Raw genomic sequence first — 22439 nt, forward strand, 5'->3', positions numbered from 1 at the left:
ATTTGTGGGAACTGTGAAACCAAAATGAGATGCTATCGCGTTTGAGAAGCATCAAGATGTTCTTTTAAATGATACCACTTGAAACTGAACATCGTTGATAGCCCAAGAAAAAATGAGAACACTAACTCATCAGACAATTTTTGCGACAATACCTTATGACTGAAATTGTAAGGGTGTTATCTCATGCACTTGTTTGCAAAACGTCTCTTTTATAAAAAATAAACCTAATACAGTTCCAGCTGAAATTAAGACGATGAGCAGTGAGAAATTCTTTTGATAATGCATCAATGTTGATATATAGGGCGGTTTTTTATCCAGCATCCAACCAAGCAATGGTGCACTGAATGCGGTATAAAGCATGATAAGCATGTTATTAAAGGCCAATCCGATACTTAGGTAGCTGGATCGACAATTTTCACTCATTATGGAAAAACCAATGCTTTGGCCGCTGGCGCCAAATCCAAATAAAAAAAAGCAGGCTAGGAATCCCCACTTATACAATGAAACATAGATAATTGTCAGCAGGCTTAATAAAACAGAAAAGATACAAAATACCATCATCGGCTTTCGAAGCTGATATTTATCGGAGAAATATCCTAAAACAGGGCATCCTAACGCGTAGCCAAGCCAGGCAATAGAAATAAGATAAGCAGCAAATTGGATGGAGAGCCCCTTTGCCATTAAAAAAGTGATTCCCTCGCTTTCTGAAAAATATTCCAGAGAGAAATAAACGAGGGCAGAATACAGGCCTATATACCATACCTGCTTTTGAATTATTAATTGTCGTATGTTGGAATAAAAAGAAGCTGGTTTTGATAAAATGAAAAATGAGTCATTTTGAGAGCGATTGGATTCCACGCAATAAAAAACCAGGAGAGTCAAACTGGCACCAAGGCATGAGAGTATAATGAATAAACTGCGCCAAGCATGTAGCTGAGTAGCCAGAATGGAACTTAGAGGGCCTGCAGCAGCTAAGGGCCCCATCGTCCCGATAAATTGAGACAGCCCGATAAAAAAAGCTGTATTCTTTTTGGGTAACCAATCATACACGGAGAGTAACAGGCAGATAAATCCGAAAGAGGAACCTAATCCCATTAAAGATCTGAAAAATAAGGCAGAACCATATCCATAAGAGAAGGCAAATCCCAAAGTTGCAATAGAACAGGTAATAGTCGCGAAAAGTAAGGTCTTCTTTAAACCATAACGTATTACAATAATGCTTACTGGCAATTGCATTAGTCCATAAATTACCTGATAAGAAGTGGCGCTTAACGTAGCAAACTGGACTGCAGACAAGTGTAGTTCGCTCATGAGGGGAACCTGAAAAATTCCTAGCACTGTCCGCAAAAAGAATTCATAAAGAAAAAATAATGCGCAAACAAGCCATATAACAAGGCCTCGAAGAGTCATCTTTTATTCTCTCTATAATAATAGGGAAGCAATACGATATTTATTTTTCACTGTATTGCTCACCCCAAGCTTCAATGGCAGTTTCAGCTCTATTGTTATCCAAAAAGGAAGCTATTTTAAAAATTGATTGTCCTTCGTAAATCAATGGGTGGCGATTAATTCCAACCACAATACCGTCGGAAGATGACTTAATGGCTTCTGAATTTCCTGCACCAAAAGGATCATTAATGAGACCAATGACTTGCTTTTTGCGGATCAACTGCCCTAATTCTACTTTACTGGTTAAAACACCGCTCTTATGAGAATAAATCCAGTCTTGATCTTCTGAAAAAATCGGTTTGAATGGATCAGATAACAAATCAGAAGAAACTTCCAGCATGTCAAGGATATGCAAGACTCGATAAATTCCGTTAAGTCCTACTGAGATGGCTGACTCATTAAATCGTAATGCTTCTCCTGCCTGATAAATCAGTAAAGGAATATTTAATTTTTCAGTGGTTTGACGTAATGAATTTGATTTTACGGGGGTATTAGTAATTACTGGAGCAGCAAAATGTTGGGCTAAAGTCTTACATTGAATATCGGATATATCACAATATATTTGCGGTAAAATGTCATGATTGATTGAACCGCTTTGCAATTCAATACAATAATCAGCCTTTGATAATATTTCTTTAGTGAAAATATGAGCAATCCGTTCTCCATAAGTCCCATCTGCCTCTCCAGGAAAACATCGTTCAAGATGAATTTCGTACGATAAGGTTTTTAGGTGATTCACTAAAGACAATACATTGAGTACCGGAATGGCAATTAACGTACCTTTTAAATACCGCAGCTTTTCCGGATCAAGTAAGCGGTTAATGATTTCCAGGCCATTCAGTTCGTCACCTTTTAATGCAGAAAAGACAAGCACACAAGGACCAGCCTGCTTCCCATGCACTACTTTAATGGGCATGTAGAAGGAGGTACATGAATAAAGTTCAGGAAGAGGCAAAGCCAGATTTGCGATTTCACCAGGATGTATTGTTGCGTTACAGATTGTTAAATTCGAATTTTTCATATCATTAACGGAAGGAAATTAACCTCATAAAATTAAGGAACGTTGCAGGCATTGTAACAAAATGGCAGTGATGGTGCAAAAAACAGCAATTTAACCAAGACAACCTCCTCTTAATTAAGCCCTTTTATCAGTACCATACGCACATCATCATTAAGGGTTGCCATGCCTTTTGCGACAAAGCCCCAACCAATCAAAATTAAGAATTGATGATAAATTAGAAAAATACAACGCCCCAAATTGGCATCAACTTTTCAGGATGAACAAGCAGGAAAAATAGAGCCCTCAGGCTAGGTTCTGTGAACGAAATATTAGTTCGTTCACAGAACCTAGGGGATTTCTGTCTCAAAATAGCCTTGCGGCCGCGAAGTAATAACCATCCTGATATTTAATCAATAAAGTGTTCTATAATTAACGAAGCAGTATTCTTACTGATAAGGAAGCGCTTTGAACAGGATGTTATATGACTCACATACTGCTTATTTAAATCATACAGATACTGGACTGAGCCGCTGCTTTTGTGAAGACGGCCCATCGGAGCAAAACATCGTAAGTAAACGCTTAATAAAAACTACTCGTGGTTCAAATTATAAACAGTACAAAAAATTACAAGCAGTTCAGACAACACAACTAAAATACCTCAGTGGATTCACGCTCATAGAATTATTGGTCACTTTATGCGTGCTTGGTATTTTACTCATGGTAGCCATCCCTTCTTTTTGGACCATGATATTAAATAATCGTATTTCAACCAACGCAGACACTTTGGTAAATGCCCTTAACTACGCACGAGGAACCGCATTAACTCAGGCAATGAACATCAAAGTATGTCCGGTAGGTTCCCCTGGCTCGACAACCTGTGGAACAGATTGGAGTAATGGATGGATAGTAGTTGCTGAGCCCGCCTCCGGCGCATCGACTCTGCTCAAATGTCAACAGAATTCAGGAAACACTCCGTTAGTATCAGCCAGTTCTACTCAAGTATTGTTTGACCGATACGGACTATCAACGACTCAAAGTAATTTTACATTATGCGACAGTAGGGGCAGTGCTTTTGCTCGTTCTGTAGAAGTGCTTGCAACAGGCTATGTTCAGTCAGGAACCACCCCCGGACAGGCAGTTTGGAACAATGGTGCCTTAAGCTGCCCTTAATGGAGAGTTCAGTATGCATGAAGAATTACCAGCCTGGACACAACAAGATGGAATGACCCTTCTGGAAGTCCTAGTGTCTGTTGTAATTCTGGCGGTTGGTTTATTGGGTATAGCAAGTATGCTCATGCTATCAAACAAAGCGAACAATTCAAGTTACTCCAAGCTTCAGGCTGTTCAGGCAGTATATGATATATTTGACCGGATTCGCGCTAATTCGCAAGCAGCAATTAATGGTAATTATGATATAAGTAATATCGGGAGCAATGGATTGCCCACAGCAGTATCAGCCCCATCGGTGATGTGTAACACCTCAACCTGCACTCCAGCACAAATGGCTGCTTACGATACCTGGTATTGGTTGACCAAAGACGTTTCTCAATTACCTAATGGCAGCGGTTCAATCGCCACCTCTCTATCGGGAGTAGCCGGAAATACCCTCATTACAGTCACCATACAATGGGATGACAGCCTGGCACAAGATAAACTGGGAGCGGCTAGTGCTGCTTCATCAAATACTAACTTTGTGCAATTAAGTATACAGAGCCAAATATGAACAATGACTCCAGGCATCAAAGTGGTTTCTCTTTGGTTGAATTAATGGTAGCAACCGTTATAGGGCTTTTGCTTAGCTATGCCGTGCTGGAAATATATCTGGCGCAAAGCCAGTTATATAAAACAGCCAATAGTCAGGATCGCATTCAAAGCTCTGAAAATGCGATCGCCAATTTGATTGCTCCGGTTATTCGCTCCGCAGGCTTCACTGGATGTGGCAATATAGTCAATTCAGTATCTATTTTAAATGCTGGAGGCCCATCGCCGATTGGTAGCATTAATACCAACCCTACCATGATTGCAGGATACAGTGGTGGCACCTCAAGCATTACTCTTTCGCAAAGCAATCCTGCAAACAGCAGCAACGCAAATCAATGGACACCGACACTGGATGCATCTTTGGTAGGCTCCGTTCAACAGGGCAATGACGTACTTGTTATCCTGGGCTCAGCTCCGAACAGCATTCCACTTAGCATTGCAACGATTGATTCAGGAAGCAGTTCTCTTACAGTACAGAGCATGAATGGCACTACTGTAGTAAATGGACAATTTGGAGCAGTATCTGATTGTATTAAATCGGTTATTTTTAAAATTACAGGAATTGCAGGCACAACCATAGTTCATGATACGGGCACTGGTGTTTTGGAAAATTCATCAAGCAGTTTCCCGGTTAATTTCCAGGTCGGATCTCAATTTGTCCAGATGCAACAAACCGCTTTTTTTGTAGGACAAGGTCAGGGAGGACAGAGTGCTTTAATGCGTGCCCGGCTGGTTGGAAACAGTTGGAATGTCGAACCACTGATACCGGGTGTTAGCTTAATGAAAATTCAATACGGTATTGGCAGCAATGGTGTTGCAAATAGATATGTAACTGCCAATGCAATAACTGACTGGAGCCAGGTCTATTCTGTTCGATTAGGTTTTTTAATTGAAGGGCAAGTAGGTTCCGGTATGACTACAGATCAACATAGAGTACTGGATACCGTAGTCAACGTGCCAGCGGATCATCGGCTTCGTCATGTATTTGAAATGACGATTAATTTGAGGAATGCCATATTATGAGCACTTTATCGTCACAGAAACAAAAGGGTTATATCCTTATTACTACTTTAGTTCTGATGAGTTTACTCACTGTAATGGCCTTAACTCAAGCATCACATAATACAACTCAAACACGCCTGGCTACGAATGCTGTTGATTCAGAAATCAGTTTTGAGAAAACAGAAGGAGCTCTTAATGAAGCAGTAAACAAAATATTCAATGCAACATACACCCCTCAAAGCTTCCTTAATGACACGAATGGCCTTTATATTTTTGATGCAACAAAAGCTCCTGTCTGGAACACCGTAAACTGGTCAAGCAGCTCAGCAGTAATTAATAGTTTTCAGGGTAACTCAGGGGAGCAATCAAGCTATATAATAGAACAACTTCCTTCCGTCATTCAGCCAGGTCAAAATATGAAATCCCCTACTCGGGTTTACAGAATAACTGCGCATTCAACAAATGCAGGTGGAAATTCGTCTGTGTTAATCCAAAGCACAATACAACTTCGACAATAGGCAATCGAAATCATGGGCACGCGAATACAGAAGATGCACTACAGAAGAAATTCCTTCACGATGCCATGTCTGGCAATTGTGTCAGTCTTGATTTATTCATTGACGTCATTATGTTCATTGGCTTTTGCAGGTCCATCTTTAGCTATTCCCAACATCCCAATTATCATGGCCAGCCCAATACACCCTCAGGTATTTATCGCCATAGGTAATTCCGAATCCATGGACGGCAATTTAAGTGGTGCCATCATGACTGGTTCTGGTTCACTAGCGACGGCCTTAAGCTCATTGAGTAATTCCAGCTCGCCATTAAAATACTTGGTACCAACAGGTTTTACCCCCCCTGTACAGGCCGCTGATGGTACAGGACAAGCTCTTTATACGGTAACCCAAAGTGGGGTTCTTGTTGATAACAGTCCAAGCAGATTAAATGTAGCCAAGCAAGGAGTTTATGCTATTATAGAAAATTACATGCCAACCACCGATTTTGCTTTAGCAGCATACAGCACCAGTAATGTACAAACATATAATACCTGGGTTTATTATATGTCACCGACTGGTAGTGATTTTGTCTTTACTAACACAAAGATAAATGGAAATCGCTATGTTACCAATCCTTGTTATAATTACAGCTCAGCCTCTACTACGGTATCAAGTAATTGTGCCTCTATAGCTACATATTATGGTGCATCTGTGGTTTCGAACAATCAGTTCATGCAAATAAGTGCATCAAGTGATGATCCAAGTATTAGTGACGTACTTTATTCCTCTGGCACTCTTGCCGGGGTGTTTCTAACGTATAATGGCCCCAGCCCTGCGAGTCCCTATCCGCCTAATTTTTCTTTAGCCAACTACAATGCAGGAAGTGTACAGCTTTCCTATTCCAAATCATTACCCAATATAGGCAGTTTTGCGACAGGCCCGACCAATGCTGGTTTTGTTCCCTATTCCAAGCAGGTAATCTACGCACGTCGAGGATTTGGTTATTATGGCAACCAATCCGCATCAACAGGGAATGTGCTGGTACCGATGACTTCAGCGGGAACAACCCCAACTACAGCCAGTGTCACCAATGCAATTAATACGTTTTTACCTTACTTAAAACCAGAAACTAACTCGACGGCAACAACAGAAATAAAAGCATCGGCATTACAATCACCAATTGCAGGCTTGCTGAGTAAAGCAAATACCTACTTGACTACCCTTGGCTCAACCAGCGGAAACGGTTGCCCTCAACAAAAATTTGTTATTTTAATTTCAGATGGTTTACCTACAATGGATCTTAGTGGAAAGCGTTGGCCTCCCTTAGGGAGTGCAGCATCTACCGGCTATGGAGTGACAGCAACATTTAATGCTAATGGCTCATTAAACACAACAAATAATCAAGCATTAACTGACGCGATTAACACCATAAAAACATTAAAAAATAATGGAATTCTAACTTATGTTATTGGCTTGGGAGCTGGTGTTGATCCGACAATAAATCCACAAGCAGCTTCTACACTTACAGCAATGGCAGTTGCTGGAGGCACAGAAAATTATTATCCAGCAACTGATCCTTCAACACTGGTAGACAGTCTTAATACGATTATGGTTGCCATACAAAATGGGACCTTCACTACCTCCGCCGCAGCAGTCAGTTCAACTCATCTGAATGGAGAGACAGTAGAATATCAAGCTCATTTTGTATCCAGCGATCTCCCCTATCTGGATTGGACTGGAAACTTGTTTGCGATACAACTTGATCCCGATACCGGCACTCCAACATCAACAATAAACTGGTCGGCCCAAACTCTGCTTGATAGCTTGGTTGCAGGTATTGGTTGGTCAAGCAATCGCTTGATTGTGACCTGGAATGCAACAACCGCTAACGGAATCCCTTTTAGATGGGCTGATATTGACGCTACTCAGAAAGCCCAACTGCAACCCACAGATCTATTAGGCCAAAACCGCCTGGAATATATTCGTGGAAATGCGGCACAAGAAAAAAGAAATGGCGGCACTTTTCGCAATCGCTCCCATTATCTAGGCGACATTGTGGACAGTCAGGTTATCTATGTAGGTCCCCCGGAATCTCCATATCTGACTCCCAGCTATATTACCTTTGCAAAGGAACAGAAAAACCGTGAAGCAATGCTTTATGTTGGAACTAATGATGGCATGTTACACGCATTTAATGCTTCAAGTGGAAAGGAACTCTTTTCTTTTATACCCAATGCAGTATTTAGTAATCTCTACAAATTAACGGCTCCTCTCTACAACCAAAGTCATCAGTTTTATGTTAATGGTTCACCTCAAAATGGTGATGTTCAATTTACGGATACCAGCTGGCACACTATTCTGGTCGGTGGTGAAAATGCTGGGGGAAGCAGTATTTATGCTTTAGATATAACAGCGCCCTCCTCCCTCATTTCAGAAGCCCTGGTCGCGAATACAGTTCTTTGGGAATTCACTGATGGAGATATGGGGCTCAGTTTCAGCCGCCCTCAAATAGGCCAAATCGGTTCCGCTACGTCAACTCCTCTCACCTTCGCTGTATTTTTTGGTAATGGCTATAACAGCCCCACCAATTCATCAATACTTTATGCGGTTAATCCAGAGACAGGAACCGTGTTAAAAAAAATAGATCTCTGTGCCGCGGTATCTGGTAGCTGTGATGCAACCTTGCCGCAAGGGTTGTCCTCAGTAGCTTTAGCACACAAAGATGGCTTGCAAGGTCTGCCTATTACGGTAGTTTATGCAGGTGATCTCCAGGGAAATCTTTGGGCTGTCGATGTAACAGATGCAAACACGGATAATTGGACCGTTCGTCTCTTGTTTCAGGCTCGTGATTCAGGAGGTACACCACAAGCAATTACAACGTCGCCAATAGTTACTCTTAACCCGAATTATCCGAGAAAACAGGGGCTGTTCATTCTGTTTGGTACGGGACAATTAATAGCCTCCAGCGATCTGCTCAATGCACAAACTCAAACAGTCTATGGAGTCTGGGATAAACCATTAACGTCATCAACCTATACACGTTCTGATCTACAGCAACAAACGCTGACTTTGGTGGCACCAGCTACTTCTGGTTTATCAGTATCAATCCTTACCGTCACGGCGAATACAATTAACTGGAATAATAAAGTGGGTTGGTTTACTGATTTTGCAGTTGCAGGTCAACGTATTGTAACCAACCCGGAGCTGATTAATGGGGCATTTATCGCAACCCTCAATACCCCCCCGCTGACCACTTGTGGCATCGGATTCTCTTCCATGCTCCTGGAATTGAATTACCTGACAGGAGGCTCTTTTCTCCGGGCTCAAATTGATACTAATGGAGATGGTGGCTTTGATATTCAGGATCAATACAACGGAGCGTATCCTGTTGGTATTTCTTTATCCAGCAGCTATGCAAATTCCCCAACAGTATTAGGGCCTAATAAAGATAATAATATGGTGATTTTAATCACGCAATCAAATGGTGTACAAACATCAATTATCAATCCTAACACAACACCTCGTAAAATCGGTTGGTGGCAACTCCAATAAAAGGATTAACATGAATAAAAATAGAAACCGAAATTACATCGGATTAAATAAAACTTGGGGCTTTACTTTGTTAGAGCTTCTGGTGACTCTTGTTATCATTGGGATACTGGTGGCAATAGCATACCCTTCCTACTTGCACTATATACAGAAATCACGACGCACCGATGCTTTAGCAATACTGACTCAGGATCAAATAATTATGGAACGTTGTTACTCTCAAAACTTCTCTTATGTGGCCGCCTGCAGTGCCATGCCAACCTTTCCCCAAACCACCCCTGAAGGCTTTTATTCCATCAATATATCAAACCAAACAGCCACAACCTATACCTTAACGGCAACACCACAAGGCAATCAGGCAAACGATACTACCTGCGCCAGCATGAGCATCAATCAGGCGAATGTTAAAACAGCCACGGATGCAACCGCCACAGCACAAACAGAATGTTGGAATCCCTGAGATTGTTGAATAAATGACCCAATAATTTAGAGCACTGCGTTAGCTCTTGATATGATTCTTGCGGTGGCGTTCTAAACATATCGTACTACTTTGCAGGAGATTCCTCGCTACGCTCGGAAAGACGTCACTTTTTTAATGGGACAACCTTGTATATAAAGACGAAGATCTTAAAACCTATCTTATAAATTGGTTGCTCCCTTGCTTCCTTGCTTCCTAAAGACATGTCACTGAAAAAATTAGAAGAGACTTTTGTTATGAGGCAACTCGCATTTAACAAGAGAGCTGGATACTTTTATGACCATACTGTATAATAATATTTCATATTAATAAACAAGGAAGACAATATGAAAAAAATAATTACGGGCTTATTCGTAATTCTACCAGCAATGTTTCTCAGTGGTTGTGTTACGGAAACCACCACGAGTACCTCAGGATATAACGCCACTACTTACAACTCTGGATACACTAGTTCCTATGTATACGGAGGGTATTATCCAAGAGTATATAATGTAGGTTATTATGGTAATCGCGGATGGTATGACAATAGGGGATGGTACGGCAATAGAGCATGGAATCGTGGATGGGGTTATCGCGGATTAGGCCATCGTGGCTGGCGTAGATAAGCCTCATTATTTGATATGGTGTCTTACATATACTCCTCACCGTTGAGGGCACAGCCATTAAGTTAAGGACAGCACGTCATCCTGAGCAGAGCGAAGGATCTCCTAAATCCCGGAAGTTCCTTCGTCACGAGCTCTCTGGATGACGAACAGAATCCTTAACTTAATGACAGTGTGCACAAGGCGGGTAGGTTTTATCATGAAATGGCAACAGCCTCTGAATTTATCATTGTCTTCTTAGACCTGCGGTCTGACAAATTAAGCATGAACAATAAATAAGCCATAAAAACTTCTTTACTTCATCAGTACGTTGTTATTAAATTCACACTTCAATGGAAAGTCCAACACAAAACTAAATGGAAATTTTTTGCTTCTTTGCAGGTGTACTCTATTTGTATACCGCCAATCATTATTTATTCGCTATTCCGCTACTTCTTTTTTACATCACTCCTCGTATTCAGATACCATTATTCTTTGCCTTGGGCATTATGATTGCCTGGTTTCACCAATTAAGCATTGCGCCAACAGGAATGCCGGACGTTTCAGTGATACCTAATGCCTTGATTACAGGAACTATTGCGTCCATTCCGATAAAGAGCCCGGATAAAACAAAATTCAATTTTTTTATTGAACAACTTAATGATCAACCGGTCAAAGGACTGATTCAATTAGCCTGGTATAATAAAGCTCCAGTTTTACATCCAGGTCAAAAGTGGCAGCTGGCCGTTAAATTAAAAAAACCGCGAAATTTCCTTAATCCAGGAGGATATGACTACGTTAATACTCTTGCTGCACGTCATATAGTATGGACGGGTTATATTCGCTCAGGAATGAATAAATTAATCAAAGAAAACGATTCTTCATTCAATTGGTTACCACTTCGCGAACGGCTAGCAGCCTCGATGGCCAAACGTGCACCCGATAAACAAACAGCAGGAATTCTGGAAGCATTAACGTTAAATCTAACGACTCAAATCAGCCAGGATAATTGGGAGTTATTCCGACGCACCGGAACCACTCATCTATTTGGAATATCAGGAGAACATATCGCCCTGGTATCCGGGTTGATATTTGTCGTTTTACGTTGGTTGTGGTCTCGAAGTGTTCGTTGTTGTTTACTCTATCCCTCCGTATCAATTGCCAGTATTGGAGGATTCATCGGTGCGCTTGGTTATGCTTTTTTAGCAGGATTTGAACCACCGGCACAAAGAGCATTGATAGGTTGTTTTTTTTATACCTTGTGTTGCATCGGGAAGCAGCGATTTACTGCATGGCAAGTATGGCGTTATGCGTTAGTTGGTGTATTGTGTATCGAAGCTCATGCAGTATTTATGCAAGGATTTTACTTTTCTTTCCTTGCTGTGGCCTGCCTGCTATTAACTCAGCAACGTTGGCGATTAAAAGGACTAAAAGCCAAAATGGCCTTGCAATTAAGCTGTTTAATTGGCCTGATGCCACTCACTTTGTACTGGTATTCCTACGGCTCCATTAATGGATTTCTCGCTAATGCAATGGCTATTCCCCTTGTTGGATTTCTTATTGTGCCTTTAGCATTAATCACAATGCTGGTTAGCTCATTTGATTGGTCTTCATTATTAATGATTCCCCTATCATGGTTTATTGCCCTCTTGTTTCAACTATTGGTTTGGACCGAACACCTGGAAAAAATAAATGTCACCTACTCGATTAGCTCTATACTATACGTCCTTTCTTTAATGGGAGCCTTATTGATGTGGGTTTTATTTCCACACAAATCATTAAGATACCTGGCTCTTCTTTGGATTATCATTCCTTTATTTCCTTACAGAGAAACAATTAAATCAGGCGATGTCCTGGTGCAGGTTCTGGATGTTGGGCAAGGGCTGGCAGTGTCCATTCGCACGAAAGAGCACGTATTACTTTATGATACTGGGGATCAATTGTTTCAAGGCAGCGATTTCGGCCAAATGGTCATCCTACCGTTTTATGAAGCTCAAGGAATTAAGAAAATAGACACCATAGTAATCAGCCACCCAGATAAAGATCATCGCGGTGGTTTAAACTCTGTTGAGGCCAAAATGCAGGTAGGCCAATTATTGGTAAATAACCCGCGTTATTATCGCCATGGCCTTAATTGCCATAACTATCCCCAATGGCAGTGGGATGGAGTACAATTTCAGTTTTTCCCCATTACAATGAATTTTAATGGCAAAAATAATAATTCCTGTATTTTAAAAATAAGCACGAAGAACAATAGCATTCTATTAACTGGAGATATAGAAAAGATTGCAGAAGATTATTTAGTGAGATCTTATGGTGAACAACTCAAATCGAATGTATTAATAGTCCCTCACCATGGCAGCAAAACATCTTCTTCCTATCGTTTTCTCTTGGAGATAGAGCCACGTTACGCCGTAGCGTCTTTAGGATTTGATAATCGTTTTCGTTTTCCTCATCCCAAAACAGTGACAAACATGAAATTATTAGACATTCCCTTCTATAGAACCGATGAATGCGGAATGGTGAATTTGTTATTACCCGCCAAAGGAGAAATGAGTAAACCTCTGTGTTTTAATACCTCCCATAAATTATAGAGTTCTGCTAAAAAATCACGAACATCAACAAACGAATTAAACAAATTATTCAAAAATACAACAAAGCCTGATAGAATCTCATGCTCCTGATTTTTTGATGAATATCATGTCAAACACACGCAACTCCATCTTTTTTCTTGGCTTGCTCTCAGCCTTTTCATTAATGACCTTTGATTTATATCAACCGTCATTGCCCTACATCATTAATTACTTTGGGACCACTCATAGCCTAGGCCAATTAACCCTGAGCATTTATTTGCTTGTTTTTGGACTAACCCACCTCTTTTGGGGGCCATTAATTGATCATTTTGGGCGTAGGCGGCTTCTGCCAGGAAGCCTGTTATTAGCCTTGGCAGGCAGTTTAATCTGTGCTCTTGCGCCTAACATAGGCATTCTTATTTTAGGGCGTGCATTGCAAGGATTTGCCCTGTGTTGTTCCAATTTAGTTGCCATTTCAACATCCCGCGATTTTGAAGATGAAGTCGAACGCGCTAAAGTATTGTCTTATATTTCGATGATCGTTTCTGCATCCCCCATTTTTGCTCCTGTATTGGGCTCTTTGATTTTCACCTACTTTGGCTGGCAATCTAACTTTATCATAATGACAGGGATGGCGTTCCTTCTCTTTATGCAATCACGTAAATCCTTAATTGAATCTCCTTTCTGGGCACCGCCAAAATCGGCGTTTAACGTTGGGAAGATCATTAAAGACTATAAAGAGATACTCAACAAAGCCTCAATATGGTCCGCGTCGATGATTATGATGTTCAGCTTTACTGCGGTCATGCTTACGATAATTAATTCATCGTACCTCATCATTAATGTGCTTGGTTTCTCACCACTAACTTTCGGAATCATCTTTATATTTAATGGATTGAATATTATCGTTGGAAATTATATAGGCATTTGGCTGCGCAATCGCTTTAACATGACCGCCACTATTTTTATGGGGAACTGGTTAATTATTATTGGTGGAGCCGCAATGCTACTCAGCTCCAAGATGTATGGATTTAGTCTGATAGCTCTGTCTTTCTCTTTAATCTGTAATTTAGGTATCAGCGTGAGTGCCGCACCAACGATGTCCCTGGCTCTTTCTGAGTTTAAAGAAAACGCGGGTATGGCTGCTGCTTTTATAAGTACAGTTCGTCTTTTTGGTTCGTCTCTCCTGTCTATGTTTACAGGATACTTATTAGTAACACACCTTGATGCCTTACCCCTTGGGCTCATCGGTTGCGGACTGGGTGCACTCTATTATTCATGGCTATTTAAACGACAAATTACATCGACTGATGATGATACTGAAGTGGATGGTCTGCAAGCAAATGCTTAAGCAGTGATGCCCTCAATTAAAATTTAATGCCTGAATTTCGGTCGCTGATTTTTATAATCTCGCTATAGTTAATATTAAAGCTATAGCGAGATTTAGAGAAGCACATGTTTACTACAGAAAGAAACCATGAGTATTACCAAGCTCTTCTTGAGAAAAATACTGCCTATGAGGGGGTGTTTTATGTGGGGGTAAAAACAACAGGAATATTTTGCCGCCCAAGTTGTCCTGCACGAAAACCCAAATTTGAGCATTGTGAATTTTTCAATTCAGCACAAGATGCACTACTGGCATCTTACAGGCCCAGCAAACGCTGTCGCCCGCTCTCACACCCCCAACAGGTCTCTGATTTGATTCAAAAACTTGTTGCCGCAGTTGAAGCAAATCCGGAAAAAAGATGGAAAGATAATGATTTTGATGCATTGAGTGTTGATGCCTCAACAGCACGCAGACAATTCAAAAAACGATTTGGCATGACCTTCGTAGCCTATGCCAGAGCAAGACGGATGGGTATTGCGATGAAGCACATTAGAGAAGGTCATCAAGTCATAGAAGCACAACTCAATGCCGGATATGACTCAGGCAGTGGTTTTAGAGATGCCTTTGCAAAAATCATGGGCACAACACCTGGCAATATTTGCCAACACCCAAACATATTGAAAACGTCCTGGATAGATTCACCTCTTGGACCAATGCTTGCAATTGCTGATGAGCAAGAACTCTATCTGCTGGAATTCGTCGATCGAAGAGGTTTGGAGCGCGAAGTAGAACGATTACGCAATAAAACGAAAGCAGCTATTATCCCAGGAACGACTCCCCCTATTGCTTCTATCGAAAAAGAACTTAAAGCTTATTTTGACGGCCAGTTAAAAGAATTCAAGACACCAGTACATTATATGGGTAGTGAGTTTCAAAAAAATGTATGGCAGGAATTGACACGTATTCCCTATGGTGAAACCAGAAGCTATTCCAGACAAGCCGAGGTTTTAGGCAAACCTACCGCATTTAGGGCGGTTGCCAATGCCAATGGCGCTAATCAACTGGCTATTATAATTCCTTGCCACAGGATTATTAATCTTAATGGTGAACTTGGTGGTTATGGTGGCGGATTAAGCCGTAAAAAGTGGCTGATTGAGCACGAACTACGAAACAAATGATGAGCCAGGTACTCCATTAAAAAGTTACACTAATGATAGACATCGTTTTTTACAATAAAACGACTATAATGAAAGACATAGAAATTATAAATAACATGGTCAGAACAACTTATTCTGACAAAGACAAATCACCCTATTTATCTTTAGAAAATGGATGCTAATTTGAATAAAATAAATCAAAAAATTTTTCAATGGACCATCATAGGCGCAGGGCCTGCTGGAATCGCGGCAGTAGGTAAATTATTGGATAATGGTATTTCTCCTGATTCCATTCTATGGATTGACCCTTATTTCCAAGTGGGTGATCTGGGTATGTACTGGCAGAATGTATCAAGCAATACCAAAGTAAGACTGTTCAATGCCTTCTTGCTGAACTCCCCCTCTTTTTCTTATAAAAATGCCGCTGAACAGTTTGAACTGACCCAATTACCGGCGGAAGAAACCTGCACATTGAAATACATTGTTGAACCATTACAATGGGTTTCAGAGCAACTGATCCAAAAAGTTGAAATACAACGAACGCACGTTACGACAATGCATTTGTCGGAACGTACATGGTTTATTGGCTGCCACTCTCAAACATTTAAATCACGAAATGTGATTCTCGCCACCGGAGCTTCTCCATCCAGCCTTAATTATCCAGAAGTTGAAGTAATACCTTTTGACTACGCTATAGATAGGGAGAAATTGGCGAGTGTAATAAACATCAATGAAACTTATGGTGTTTTTGGCTCCTCTCACTCTGCAATTATCATTGTACGTTATCTGGTTGAGCTCGGAGTGAAACAGGTAATTAACTTTTATCGCTCACCATGCCGTTATGCTATAGAACTCGATGATTGGATACTCTTTGATAATACAGGATTAAAAGGAAATACTGCCACTTGGGCAAGAGAGCACATCGATGGTGTTTTACCTGAAAATCTGCTTCGTTGCGATACAAGCCCCCCAAATATCGCACGTTATTTACCCGAGTGCAGCAGAGTAGTGTATGCAGTAGGATTTGAAAAACGTCAGAATATTGTGATTAAAGATTATGAAGACACAAAGCATAATCCCTACGTAGGAATTATAGGCCCAGGTCTTTTTGGATTAGGTATCGCTCATCCTGAGGTGAAACCAGACAGACTAGGCAGTGTCGAACCTCAAGTGGGATTATGGAAATTTATGGTGTATTTAAATAAAGTGATGCCAATCTGGCTTAAGTACCACACTTGAGCCAGAGTTGGTCACAAACAATGCAATCATCATCTATTATGTTGTTAAATACAGCTCGCTTCTATTAAACATAAGTCCCCCAGAGGGCGAGCGACGAAGGCTCTCCCTGGATTCAGGAGCTCCTTCGCTACGCTCTGGATGGCATATGCTTAATGGCGACGAGTCATAGAATCAGCTAAACACATTATTAGTATGTAAGAGAGTAAAATTGATTTAAAATTGACCGGATTAATGTTAATCTACACGTTATTTTTAATCATAAGTGATCTAATGAACGCAAACCATACCGAACAACAAAATGAAAATGTCCTCGTATCCTTCTCGCAACTCCCCCTACGTGAAGAATTACAAAAGAGTATTGCTTCACTAAATTATGAAGTGATGACTCCTATTCAGCTACAAAGCCTGCCACTCATGCTTAAGAATGAAGACGTTATCGCTCAGGCAAAAACGGGCAGTGGAAAAACAGCAGCCTTTGGATTGTCCTTATTAAATTATTTAAAGATAGAGTTTTTTGGCGCTCAAGCACTCATTCTCTGCCCCACACGAGAATTAGCCGAACAAGTAAGCCAAGCCCTACGCCGCCTTGCCTGTATGATGCCCAATGTAAAAATAATTAATCTGTCCGGTGGTATTCCCATGAAACCCCAATTAGACTCATTAAGGCATGGTGCTCATATCATTGTAGGAACACCAGGACGTATCCTGAAGCATTTAAATAAAGAATCATTAAACTTGGCAAAGATTAAAACTCTGGTTTTAGACGAAGCAGATAGAATGCTGGATATGGGATTTCTGGATGATATCAAAATGATTATTTCAGCGTGTCCCAAACAAAGACAAACATTATTATTCTCGGCAACCTATCCAGATGAGATAAAAGAGCTGTCAAAGCAATTCATGCACAATCCGCAACAAGTGCATATAGAAACACCTCATACTGAAATTGACATTGAACAACGATTCTACGAAGTAAATAAGCAATCCAGTAAATATCCTTTATTAAAATCCATGTTGTTACATTACAAGCCCTCTTCTACCATCATTTTTTGCAATACGAAACAACAAACTGCTGATGTAACTGACCAGCTAATCCACGATGGCTTTAGTGCAGTCGCCTTAAATGGTGATATGGAACAGGTTGACCGGGATCTCGCTGTTCTTCGTTTTGCCAATCAAAGTTGTTCTATTTTAGTAGCCACCGATGTGGCCGCACGTGGGTTAGATATTAAAGAATTGCCTGCCGTTATCAATTTTGATCTTGCTTTTGAGCAGGATGTACATATCCATCGCATTGGCCGAACCGGGCGTGCAGGAAATAAAGGATTGGCGTTGAGCATTACGACCCCGGGAGACGCACAACGCATTTTGGCAATTGAAGATCAGTTAAAGCAGCAATTAACCTTTGGCAACAGCAGTGAGTTTGTTGTAGAAAATAGCACGATACCCTCTCCAGAAATGGTCACTTTGTGCCTGGCCTCTGGTAAAAAAGATAAAATACGTCCCGGTGATATTCTGGGCGCGTTAACTAAAGACGCAGGATTAGAAGGAAGCACTATAGGTAAAATCGACATTACCGCATTTCACTCCTATGTTGCAATTCACAAAAATCAGGTGAATAAGGCATTATCTTATTTACAGAATGGAAAACTAAAAGGCCGGAAGGTTAGTGCAAGAAAGATAAGTTAAGTTTCAGCAAGTCTCCGTATCCCGGAACATGACTTAGTCTAATCCGGGTGAGATTCTTAATCAGCTGTATTGAAAACTTCCTCAACCCTCTCCCGCGAACCAGAATAGCGCACAATTTCCGCACGTTCGCGGGCGAAGGAGCTTATTGCTCAATATCCAGGGCAAAACTCCTCCCTCCCGATATTAACGAGAAGAAACAAATAACGTCGTAGCCCGCATTTGTACAACGTCGAGTAATTCTGACATATTATTACGCACTCCATTTGGTTTTTTATAAATTCACTATGAGCTTTATTGTATCATTCCCGCGCAGGCGGGAAACCATTTCTCAAGTTACTTCCTTACTTTGTCGGAAGAATGGATTCCCGTCTGCACGGGAATGAAATAATTGAGATCAATTTGTTCAATACCATACACTCTGTTGATTGTGCACAAATATGCCAGGCCACTCAGAGCACGGCGTAATACAAGAGATAATTATTCTCACAACAACCTAGCCTCTTAACTATTTACCGGCCACTCATTATCACCAAATAAAGGACCAAAAACAGTAGGTTGATTCATAACACTGCTCCAAAATACAGTACCGAGATCATAATGCCACCATTCATATTGATAAGAAGTAAAGCCTGCCTGCTCCATTGCCAAACGAAGTAAATGACGATTATTCCTTATATCCTGTTCCTCAACGGTTAGCTCGGCCATCTGATCAAAATAGTCCAGATGCGCTCTTTCAGAACATTCATCAAGAGGTGTTCCCATCTCCAGCACCTGACCAGATAGCAAGTTAATAATCGTTAAATCAATGGCTCCCCCACTTAAATGCGGTGCACAATATTCGTCCCCGACAGGCGAAGGAAGGGAGGCGTATTTGCGCGTTTCAGCAAAGCTCTCCTCATCACTCAAAGAAGGCATCTTTTTCCTGATTTCGTCGCGCATCCAATTAAATACCTTTGCTTGAACAGCTCTTGGCCTATAAACATCCCAAACCAAAAAACCATAATGTTCAGGAAGATTATCCAATGCTTTAAATAAACTATGGAGCACAATAGCTCTGCCATAAATATCAGGCCTAGGGCTAAGACCCGAATTAAAATAAACAGGTTCCACCTTAATGCGCGGATGCAATTGGTTATGAAACTCAACAACCTCAAAATCAGCTTGAGAAAAGGGATAAAAACTCATTGGATTGCTCATAAAGAAAGCCCTCTAATTTAGCTCGACCACAATGACTTTAATCGTATGCTGGCTCACGTTTTCATCATTATGAAGCTCACCAGGCATATCTTTAGTCAAATAATAGGCCTGGTCCTTTTTTAATTTCAAATGATGAACCGCCCCTTTGTCATTCGTTATTTTAAGTACACCATCAGTCAGGGCGACAAGCACTCGGTCATGCTCATGTCTGTGCATAGGTAAAACCTGTTTGGATGAAGGATAAATAATCGTTTTCCAAACACGAACTTTATTATTGGCAAATTGATCTATCCTCTTGGTTATAGGACTTTCTGCATGCAAAAAAGTACATAAAGAAAGTAATATAATTCCAAAAACTATTTGAAAACAGCTCTTCATGAATAACATCCAGGTGATAAAAGATAAGATAGTGTAACACCAAACCAGCCTGGATTTTATCTCTGTTTTTATTGAGCATAGCCGAAATAAAAGCCTTATTATTCAATAATAAACTGTTAAAAGTACTATACTTATAATAGGGACTATTATTGGGAGATATATCATGGTTACGCTATTTCTGGCTACAGTGATCGGATGGTATCTTGTCATCGTCAGCCTATTTACTTTATGTCGATACGAGCAGGTAAAGTCCATTTCATCTGAAATCCTGGGTAATCGTGGCTTATTTTTCATTGTAGCTCTGATTACTTTGATTTTAGGCTTGTTGATGGTCGTGAGTCATAATATTTGGGTTATGGGATGGCCTGTACTTATTACCCTTATCTCTTGGCTCGTATTAATCAGTGGCTTGCTGCGATTACTATGCGCTGGCACAGCAAATAGAATGGGACAATCATTTCTGGCAAATCCAACACGAATGAAAACAGTTTCCCTGATACTTCTGATAATAGGTGTATTCTTGTTGCTGCAAGTGTATTATCCTCTAGCCTAGCTAATCTATACTAGCCGCGTGTATCGACACGCGGTGGTGTATTTTATTGTTCTATATATATCCCAAATAAATGAGTCAGAAATTCAGGATGAACCTAGCAAATAAATTAAACAAGATACAATGGGCATCCACACCACAAAAACTGATAGATATCGGACTCAAACTCAGTTTGTTGCTCATATTAATTCTGGTATTCGTCCCCTTCTCACCCAAAATGCCAGCTCCAGGCCTCGATGCCTCCTGGGCTTTAGGTTTAAACCAAGCCGTTGCTCAAGGGCTCAATTTTGGCAAAGAAATCATATTTACCCTAGGACCATATTCTGCGATTTATACCAAATTCTATCACCCTGCCACAGACTTGATGATGATAGGCGGCAGTCTTTATTTGGCTTTATCCTACTGGTTGGGTATAGTCCTTCTCATAAGGGGAATCAAATGGAGATGGTCTATCGCATTTGCCACTCTTCTTTTTGGTATGATCTACGCAAGAGACTCGTTGTTTTTTTCCTATCCTTTACTCATCAGCCTGCTGTGCTTCAAAAATGAGTATCAAAATGACAAAAAAGACAATCATCCTTTACTTACCTTACCCTTAATCGCGTTTCTGTTTGCACCGCTAGGATTACTGACACTGATAAAAGGCTCGTTATTAATCATAGGTATTGCCTTATCCCTATTATGTACTGTCTTCTTTGCTCTTCATCAACAAAGAAACAAGGCATTGCTCTGTCTGACATCCCCCTTAGTGTCGCTTATCTTATTCTGGGAGCTTGCGGGACAATCGCTTTTTTATTTACCGCATTACCTCTTTAATTCAATTGTGATGGCCTCCGGATTTTCAGAATCAATGGCGTTAGATGGTGATAACAAAGAAATTATTTTGTATTTAATCGCCTCATGTCTCGTCTTGTTTACCATTATCCGCCAGAAAGAACTACTTCCGGTGATCCGATTATTTTACTTTATCGCGTTTTTCTTATTTCTCTTTCTCTCATTTAAAGCAGGATTTACCCGTCATTTGGGCCATTCTTTTATTACAGGAACCTCTATTCTGATTGCAGCACTACTGCTGCCATTCCTTTTTCATTCAAAAAAAATCATTCCGGTATTGATTTTTGCACTCTATACAACAAGCTACATTGATGGACAGCATACCAAAATTTCGTTACTTAATAATTTTATCTCAACCTACTCTTCATCATGGTACGGCTTAAAAAACCGTCTGGCAGATAAAACATGGGTAAAACAAAATTATATGGCCATCATGGGTTATTTGCAGGATCAGGCGCAATTTCCGGCATTGAGTGGTACTACCGATGCATATTCTTATGATCAAAGCTATTTGTTTGCCTCAGACATGAACTGGTTACCCCGCCCGATTTTTCAAAGCTATACCGTATTCACCTCGAAGATGGCTCATAAAAATAAAGATCATCTTTTACGCCCAAACAGCCCGGATAATATTATTTTTAAAGTGCAACCCATTGATGGCCGTATACCTTCACTGGAAGATGGTGTCAGCTGGCCAGCGTTGCTGCATCATTACCACCCTGTTCAATTGGTGCGTGATTATTTAGTTTTAAGAAAAAATAGCACAATGACAATAGAGCCAACGATGCCGATTCTAAAAAGTGAACATCACGTTTTAGGAGAAAAGGTTTTATTACCTGATTCTAATCTCCCTTTATTCGTTGAACTCAATATAAACTCCACTCTTTGGGGGCATACGGCCACCATATTATTTAAACCAAAATCATTGGAAGCAACAATTGAACTCAATAATGGAGAAAGAAGGCAGTTTCGTATTATTGCCAGCATGGCTCGTTCAGGATTCCTACTCTCTCCTCTGATTGAAGAAACCGCAGAGTTTGGTTTGTTATTCAGCAATAATGACTTTTTAGAAAGGAAGAAAGTAAAATCGATCATGATTGCCTCCACTCCCAACAATTCAAACCAATGGAACACTGAATATGACATTATTTTTAAAAAAATAATAATGAAGTAGTGCA

18 protein-coding genes are annotated in these 22439 nt (G+C 40.6%); 14 read left to right on the forward strand and 4 right to left on the reverse strand.

Going from position 1 to position 22439, the window contains the following annotated elements:
* Nucleotides 1–153: 153 nt before the first annotated feature.
* Both Q0495_RS04635 and Q0495_RS04640 read right to left on the reverse strand, forming a co-directional pair.
* Nucleotides 154–1410 carry an MFS transporter gene (locus tag Q0495_RS04635; protein ID WP_298623624.1) on the reverse strand — a complete coding sequence of 419 codons (1257 nt, stop codon included), beginning with the start codon at nt 1408–1410 and terminating at the stop codon, nt 154–156.
* 40 nt (nt 1411–1450) lie between these two features.
* Nucleotides 1451–2470: a succinylglutamate desuccinylase/aspartoacylase family protein gene (locus Q0495_RS04640; protein WP_298623626.1), complete on the reverse strand. Its 1020-nt coding sequence runs from the start codon at nt 2468–2470 to the stop codon at nt 1451–1453.
* A gap of 453 nt (nt 2471–2923) precedes the next feature.
* On the opposite strand from Q0495_RS04640, the gene Q0495_RS04645 reads away from it, so the two are divergent.
* The 12 genes from Q0495_RS04645 to dbpA all read left to right on the forward strand — a co-directional run bounded on the left by Q0495_RS04645 (nt 2924) and on the right by dbpA (nt 18302).
* Nucleotides 2924–3619, forward strand: coding sequence for a GspH/FimT family pseudopilin (locus tag Q0495_RS04645; protein WP_298623659.1), 696 nt, complete (start codon nt 2924–2926; stop codon nt 3617–3619).
* Between the two features lie 13 nt (nt 3620–3632).
* Nucleotides 3633–4172 carry a type IV pilus modification protein PilV gene (pilV, locus tag Q0495_RS04650; protein ID WP_298623628.1) on the forward strand — a complete coding sequence of 180 codons (540 nt, stop codon included), beginning with the start codon at nt 3633–3635 and terminating at the stop codon, nt 4170–4172.
* A complete protein-coding gene (locus tag Q0495_RS04655; protein ID WP_298623630.1) occupies nt 4169–5233 on the forward strand; it encodes a PilW family protein in 1065 nt (354 codons plus the stop codon). The genes pilV and Q0495_RS04655 overlap by 4 nt, the downstream gene beginning before the upstream one ends.
* Nucleotides 5230–5730, forward strand: a complete 501-nt coding sequence (locus Q0495_RS04660; protein ID WP_298623632.1) for a pilus assembly protein PilX — start codon at nt 5230–5232, stop codon at nt 5728–5730. Before Q0495_RS04655 ends, Q0495_RS04660 begins: the two co-directional genes overlap by 4 nt.
* A 33-nt stretch (nt 5731–5763) precedes the next feature.
* Nucleotides 5764–9261 carry a pilus assembly protein gene (locus Q0495_RS04665; protein ID WP_367274385.1) on the forward strand — a complete coding sequence of 1166 codons (3498 nt, stop codon included), beginning with the start codon at nt 5764–5766 and terminating at the stop codon, nt 9259–9261.
* 10 nt (nt 9262–9271) lie between these two features.
* Complete coding sequence (locus tag Q0495_RS04670) at nt 9272–9718, forward strand: type IV pilin protein (protein ID WP_298623636.1); 447 nt, start codon at nt 9272–9274, stop codon at nt 9716–9718.
* A gap of 344 nt (nt 9719–10062) precedes the next feature.
* Nucleotides 10063–10341 carry a hypothetical protein gene (locus Q0495_RS04675; RefSeq protein ID WP_298623638.1) on the forward strand — a complete coding sequence of 93 codons (279 nt, stop codon included), beginning with the start codon at nt 10063–10065 and terminating at the stop codon, nt 10339–10341.
* Nucleotides 10342–10694: 353 nt separating this feature from the next.
* Complete coding sequence (locus Q0495_RS04680; protein WP_298623640.1) at nt 10695–12911, forward strand: DNA internalization-related competence protein ComEC/Rec2; 2217 nt, start codon at nt 10695–10697, stop codon at nt 12909–12911.
* Nucleotides 12912–13017: 106 nt separating this feature from the next.
* A complete protein-coding gene (locus Q0495_RS04685; RefSeq protein WP_298623642.1) occupies nt 13018–14241 on the forward strand; it encodes an MFS transporter in 1224 nt (407 codons plus the stop codon).
* Nucleotides 14242–14345: 104 nt separating this feature from the next.
* Nucleotides 14346–15395: a bifunctional transcriptional activator/DNA repair enzyme AdaA gene (locus Q0495_RS04690; RefSeq protein ID WP_298623644.1), complete on the forward strand. Its 1050-nt coding sequence runs from the start codon at nt 14346–14348 to the stop codon at nt 15393–15395.
* A gap of 171 nt (nt 15396–15566) precedes the next feature.
* Nucleotides 15567–16613, forward strand: a complete 1047-nt coding sequence (locus tag Q0495_RS04695) for an FAD-dependent oxidoreductase (RefSeq protein WP_298623661.1) — start codon at nt 15567–15569, stop codon at nt 16611–16613.
* A gap of 270 nt (nt 16614–16883) precedes the next feature.
* On the forward strand, nt 16884–18302 hold the full coding sequence (gene dbpA / locus Q0495_RS04700) for an ATP-dependent RNA helicase DbpA (protein ID WP_298623646.1): 1419 nt from the start codon (nt 16884–16886) through the stop codon (nt 18300–18302).
* Nucleotides 18303–18803: 501 nt separating this feature from the next.
* Here the strand turns inward: dbpA and Q0495_RS04705 are convergent.
* Both Q0495_RS04705 and Q0495_RS04710 read right to left on the reverse strand, forming a co-directional pair.
* The gene (locus Q0495_RS04705) at nt 18804–19499 is read right to left on the reverse strand and encodes a M15 family metallopeptidase (protein WP_298623649.1); all 696 of its coding nucleotides are present in this window, start codon (nt 19497–19499) and stop codon (nt 18804–18806) included.
* Nucleotides 19500–19511: 12 nt separating this feature from the next.
* A complete protein-coding gene (locus tag Q0495_RS04710) occupies nt 19512–19886 on the reverse strand; it encodes a hypothetical protein (protein ID WP_367274384.1) in 375 nt (124 codons plus the stop codon).
* Nucleotides 19887–20040: 154 nt separating this feature from the next.
* On the opposite strand from Q0495_RS04710, the gene Q0495_RS04715 reads away from it, so the two are divergent.
* On the forward strand, nt 20041–20430 hold the full coding sequence (locus Q0495_RS04715; protein WP_298623653.1) for a hypothetical protein: 390 nt from the start codon (nt 20041–20043) through the stop codon (nt 20428–20430).
* 88 nt (nt 20431–20518) lie between these two features.
* Nucleotides 20519–22435 (forward strand): hypothetical protein, encoded by a 1917-nt coding sequence (locus Q0495_RS04720; RefSeq protein WP_298623657.1) that lies wholly within the window; start codon nt 20519–20521, stop codon nt 22433–22435.
* The last annotated feature ends 4 nt before the right edge of the window (nt 22436–22439 follow it).

The sequence above is a fragment of the uncultured Legionella sp. genome, assembly GCF_937871865.1.
Lineage (GTDB): Bacteria > Pseudomonadota > Gammaproteobacteria > Legionellales > Legionellaceae > Legionella.

Bases quoted from the DNA above. Each gene is read 5' to 3' on its own strand.
- Q0495_RS04715 (WP_298623653.1), top strand. From the start codon at position 20,041: ATGGTTACGCTATTTCTGGCTACAGTGATCGGATGGTATCTTGTCATC.
- Q0495_RS04710 (WP_367274384.1), bottom strand. From the start codon at position 19,886: ATGTTATTCATGAAGAGCTGTTTTCAAATAGTTTTTGGAATTATATTA.
- Q0495_RS04705 (WP_298623649.1), bottom strand. From the start codon at position 19,499: ATGAGCAATCCAATGAGTTTTTATCCCTTTTCTCAAGCTGATTTTGAG.
- Q0495_RS04690 (WP_298623644.1), top strand. From the start codon at position 14,346: ATGTTTACTACAGAAAGAAACCATGAGTATTACCAAGCTCTTCTTGAG.
- Q0495_RS04670 (WP_298623636.1), top strand. From the start codon at position 9,272: ATGAATAAAAATAGAAACCGAAATTACATCGGATTAAATAAAACTTGG.
- Q0495_RS04720 (WP_298623657.1), top strand. From the start codon at position 20,519: ATGAACCTAGCAAATAAATTAAACAAGATACAATGGGCATCCACACCA.
- Q0495_RS04645 (WP_298623659.1), top strand. From the start codon at position 2,924: ATGTTATATGACTCACATACTGCTTATTTAAATCATACAGATACTGGA.
- pilV (WP_298623628.1), top strand. From the start codon at position 3,633: ATGCATGAAGAATTACCAGCCTGGACACAACAAGATGGAATGACCCTT.
- Q0495_RS04685 (WP_298623642.1), top strand. From the start codon at position 13,018: ATGTCAAACACACGCAACTCCATCTTTTTTCTTGGCTTGCTCTCAGCC.
- Q0495_RS04635 (WP_298623624.1), bottom strand. From the start codon at position 1,410: ATGACTCTTCGAGGCCTTGTTATATGGCTTGTTTGCGCATTATTTTTT.
- dbpA (WP_298623646.1), top strand. From the start codon at position 16,884: ATGAACGCAAACCATACCGAACAACAAAATGAAAATGTCCTCGTATCC.
- Q0495_RS04675 (WP_298623638.1), top strand. From the start codon at position 10,063: ATGAAAAAAATAATTACGGGCTTATTCGTAATTCTACCAGCAATGTTT.
- Q0495_RS04640 (WP_298623626.1), bottom strand. From the start codon at position 2,470: ATGAAAAATTCGAATTTAACAATCTGTAACGCAACAATACATCCTGGT.
- Q0495_RS04680 (WP_298623640.1), top strand. From the start codon at position 10,695: ATGGAAATTTTTTGCTTCTTTGCAGGTGTACTCTATTTGTATACCGCC.
- Q0495_RS04660 (WP_298623632.1), top strand. From the start codon at position 5,230: ATGAGCACTTTATCGTCACAGAAACAAAAGGGTTATATCCTTATTACT.
- Q0495_RS04655 (WP_298623630.1), top strand. From the start codon at position 4,169: ATGAACAATGACTCCAGGCATCAAAGTGGTTTCTCTTTGGTTGAATTA.
- Q0495_RS04665 (WP_367274385.1), top strand. From the start codon at position 5,764: ATGCACTACAGAAGAAATTCCTTCACGATGCCATGTCTGGCAATTGTG.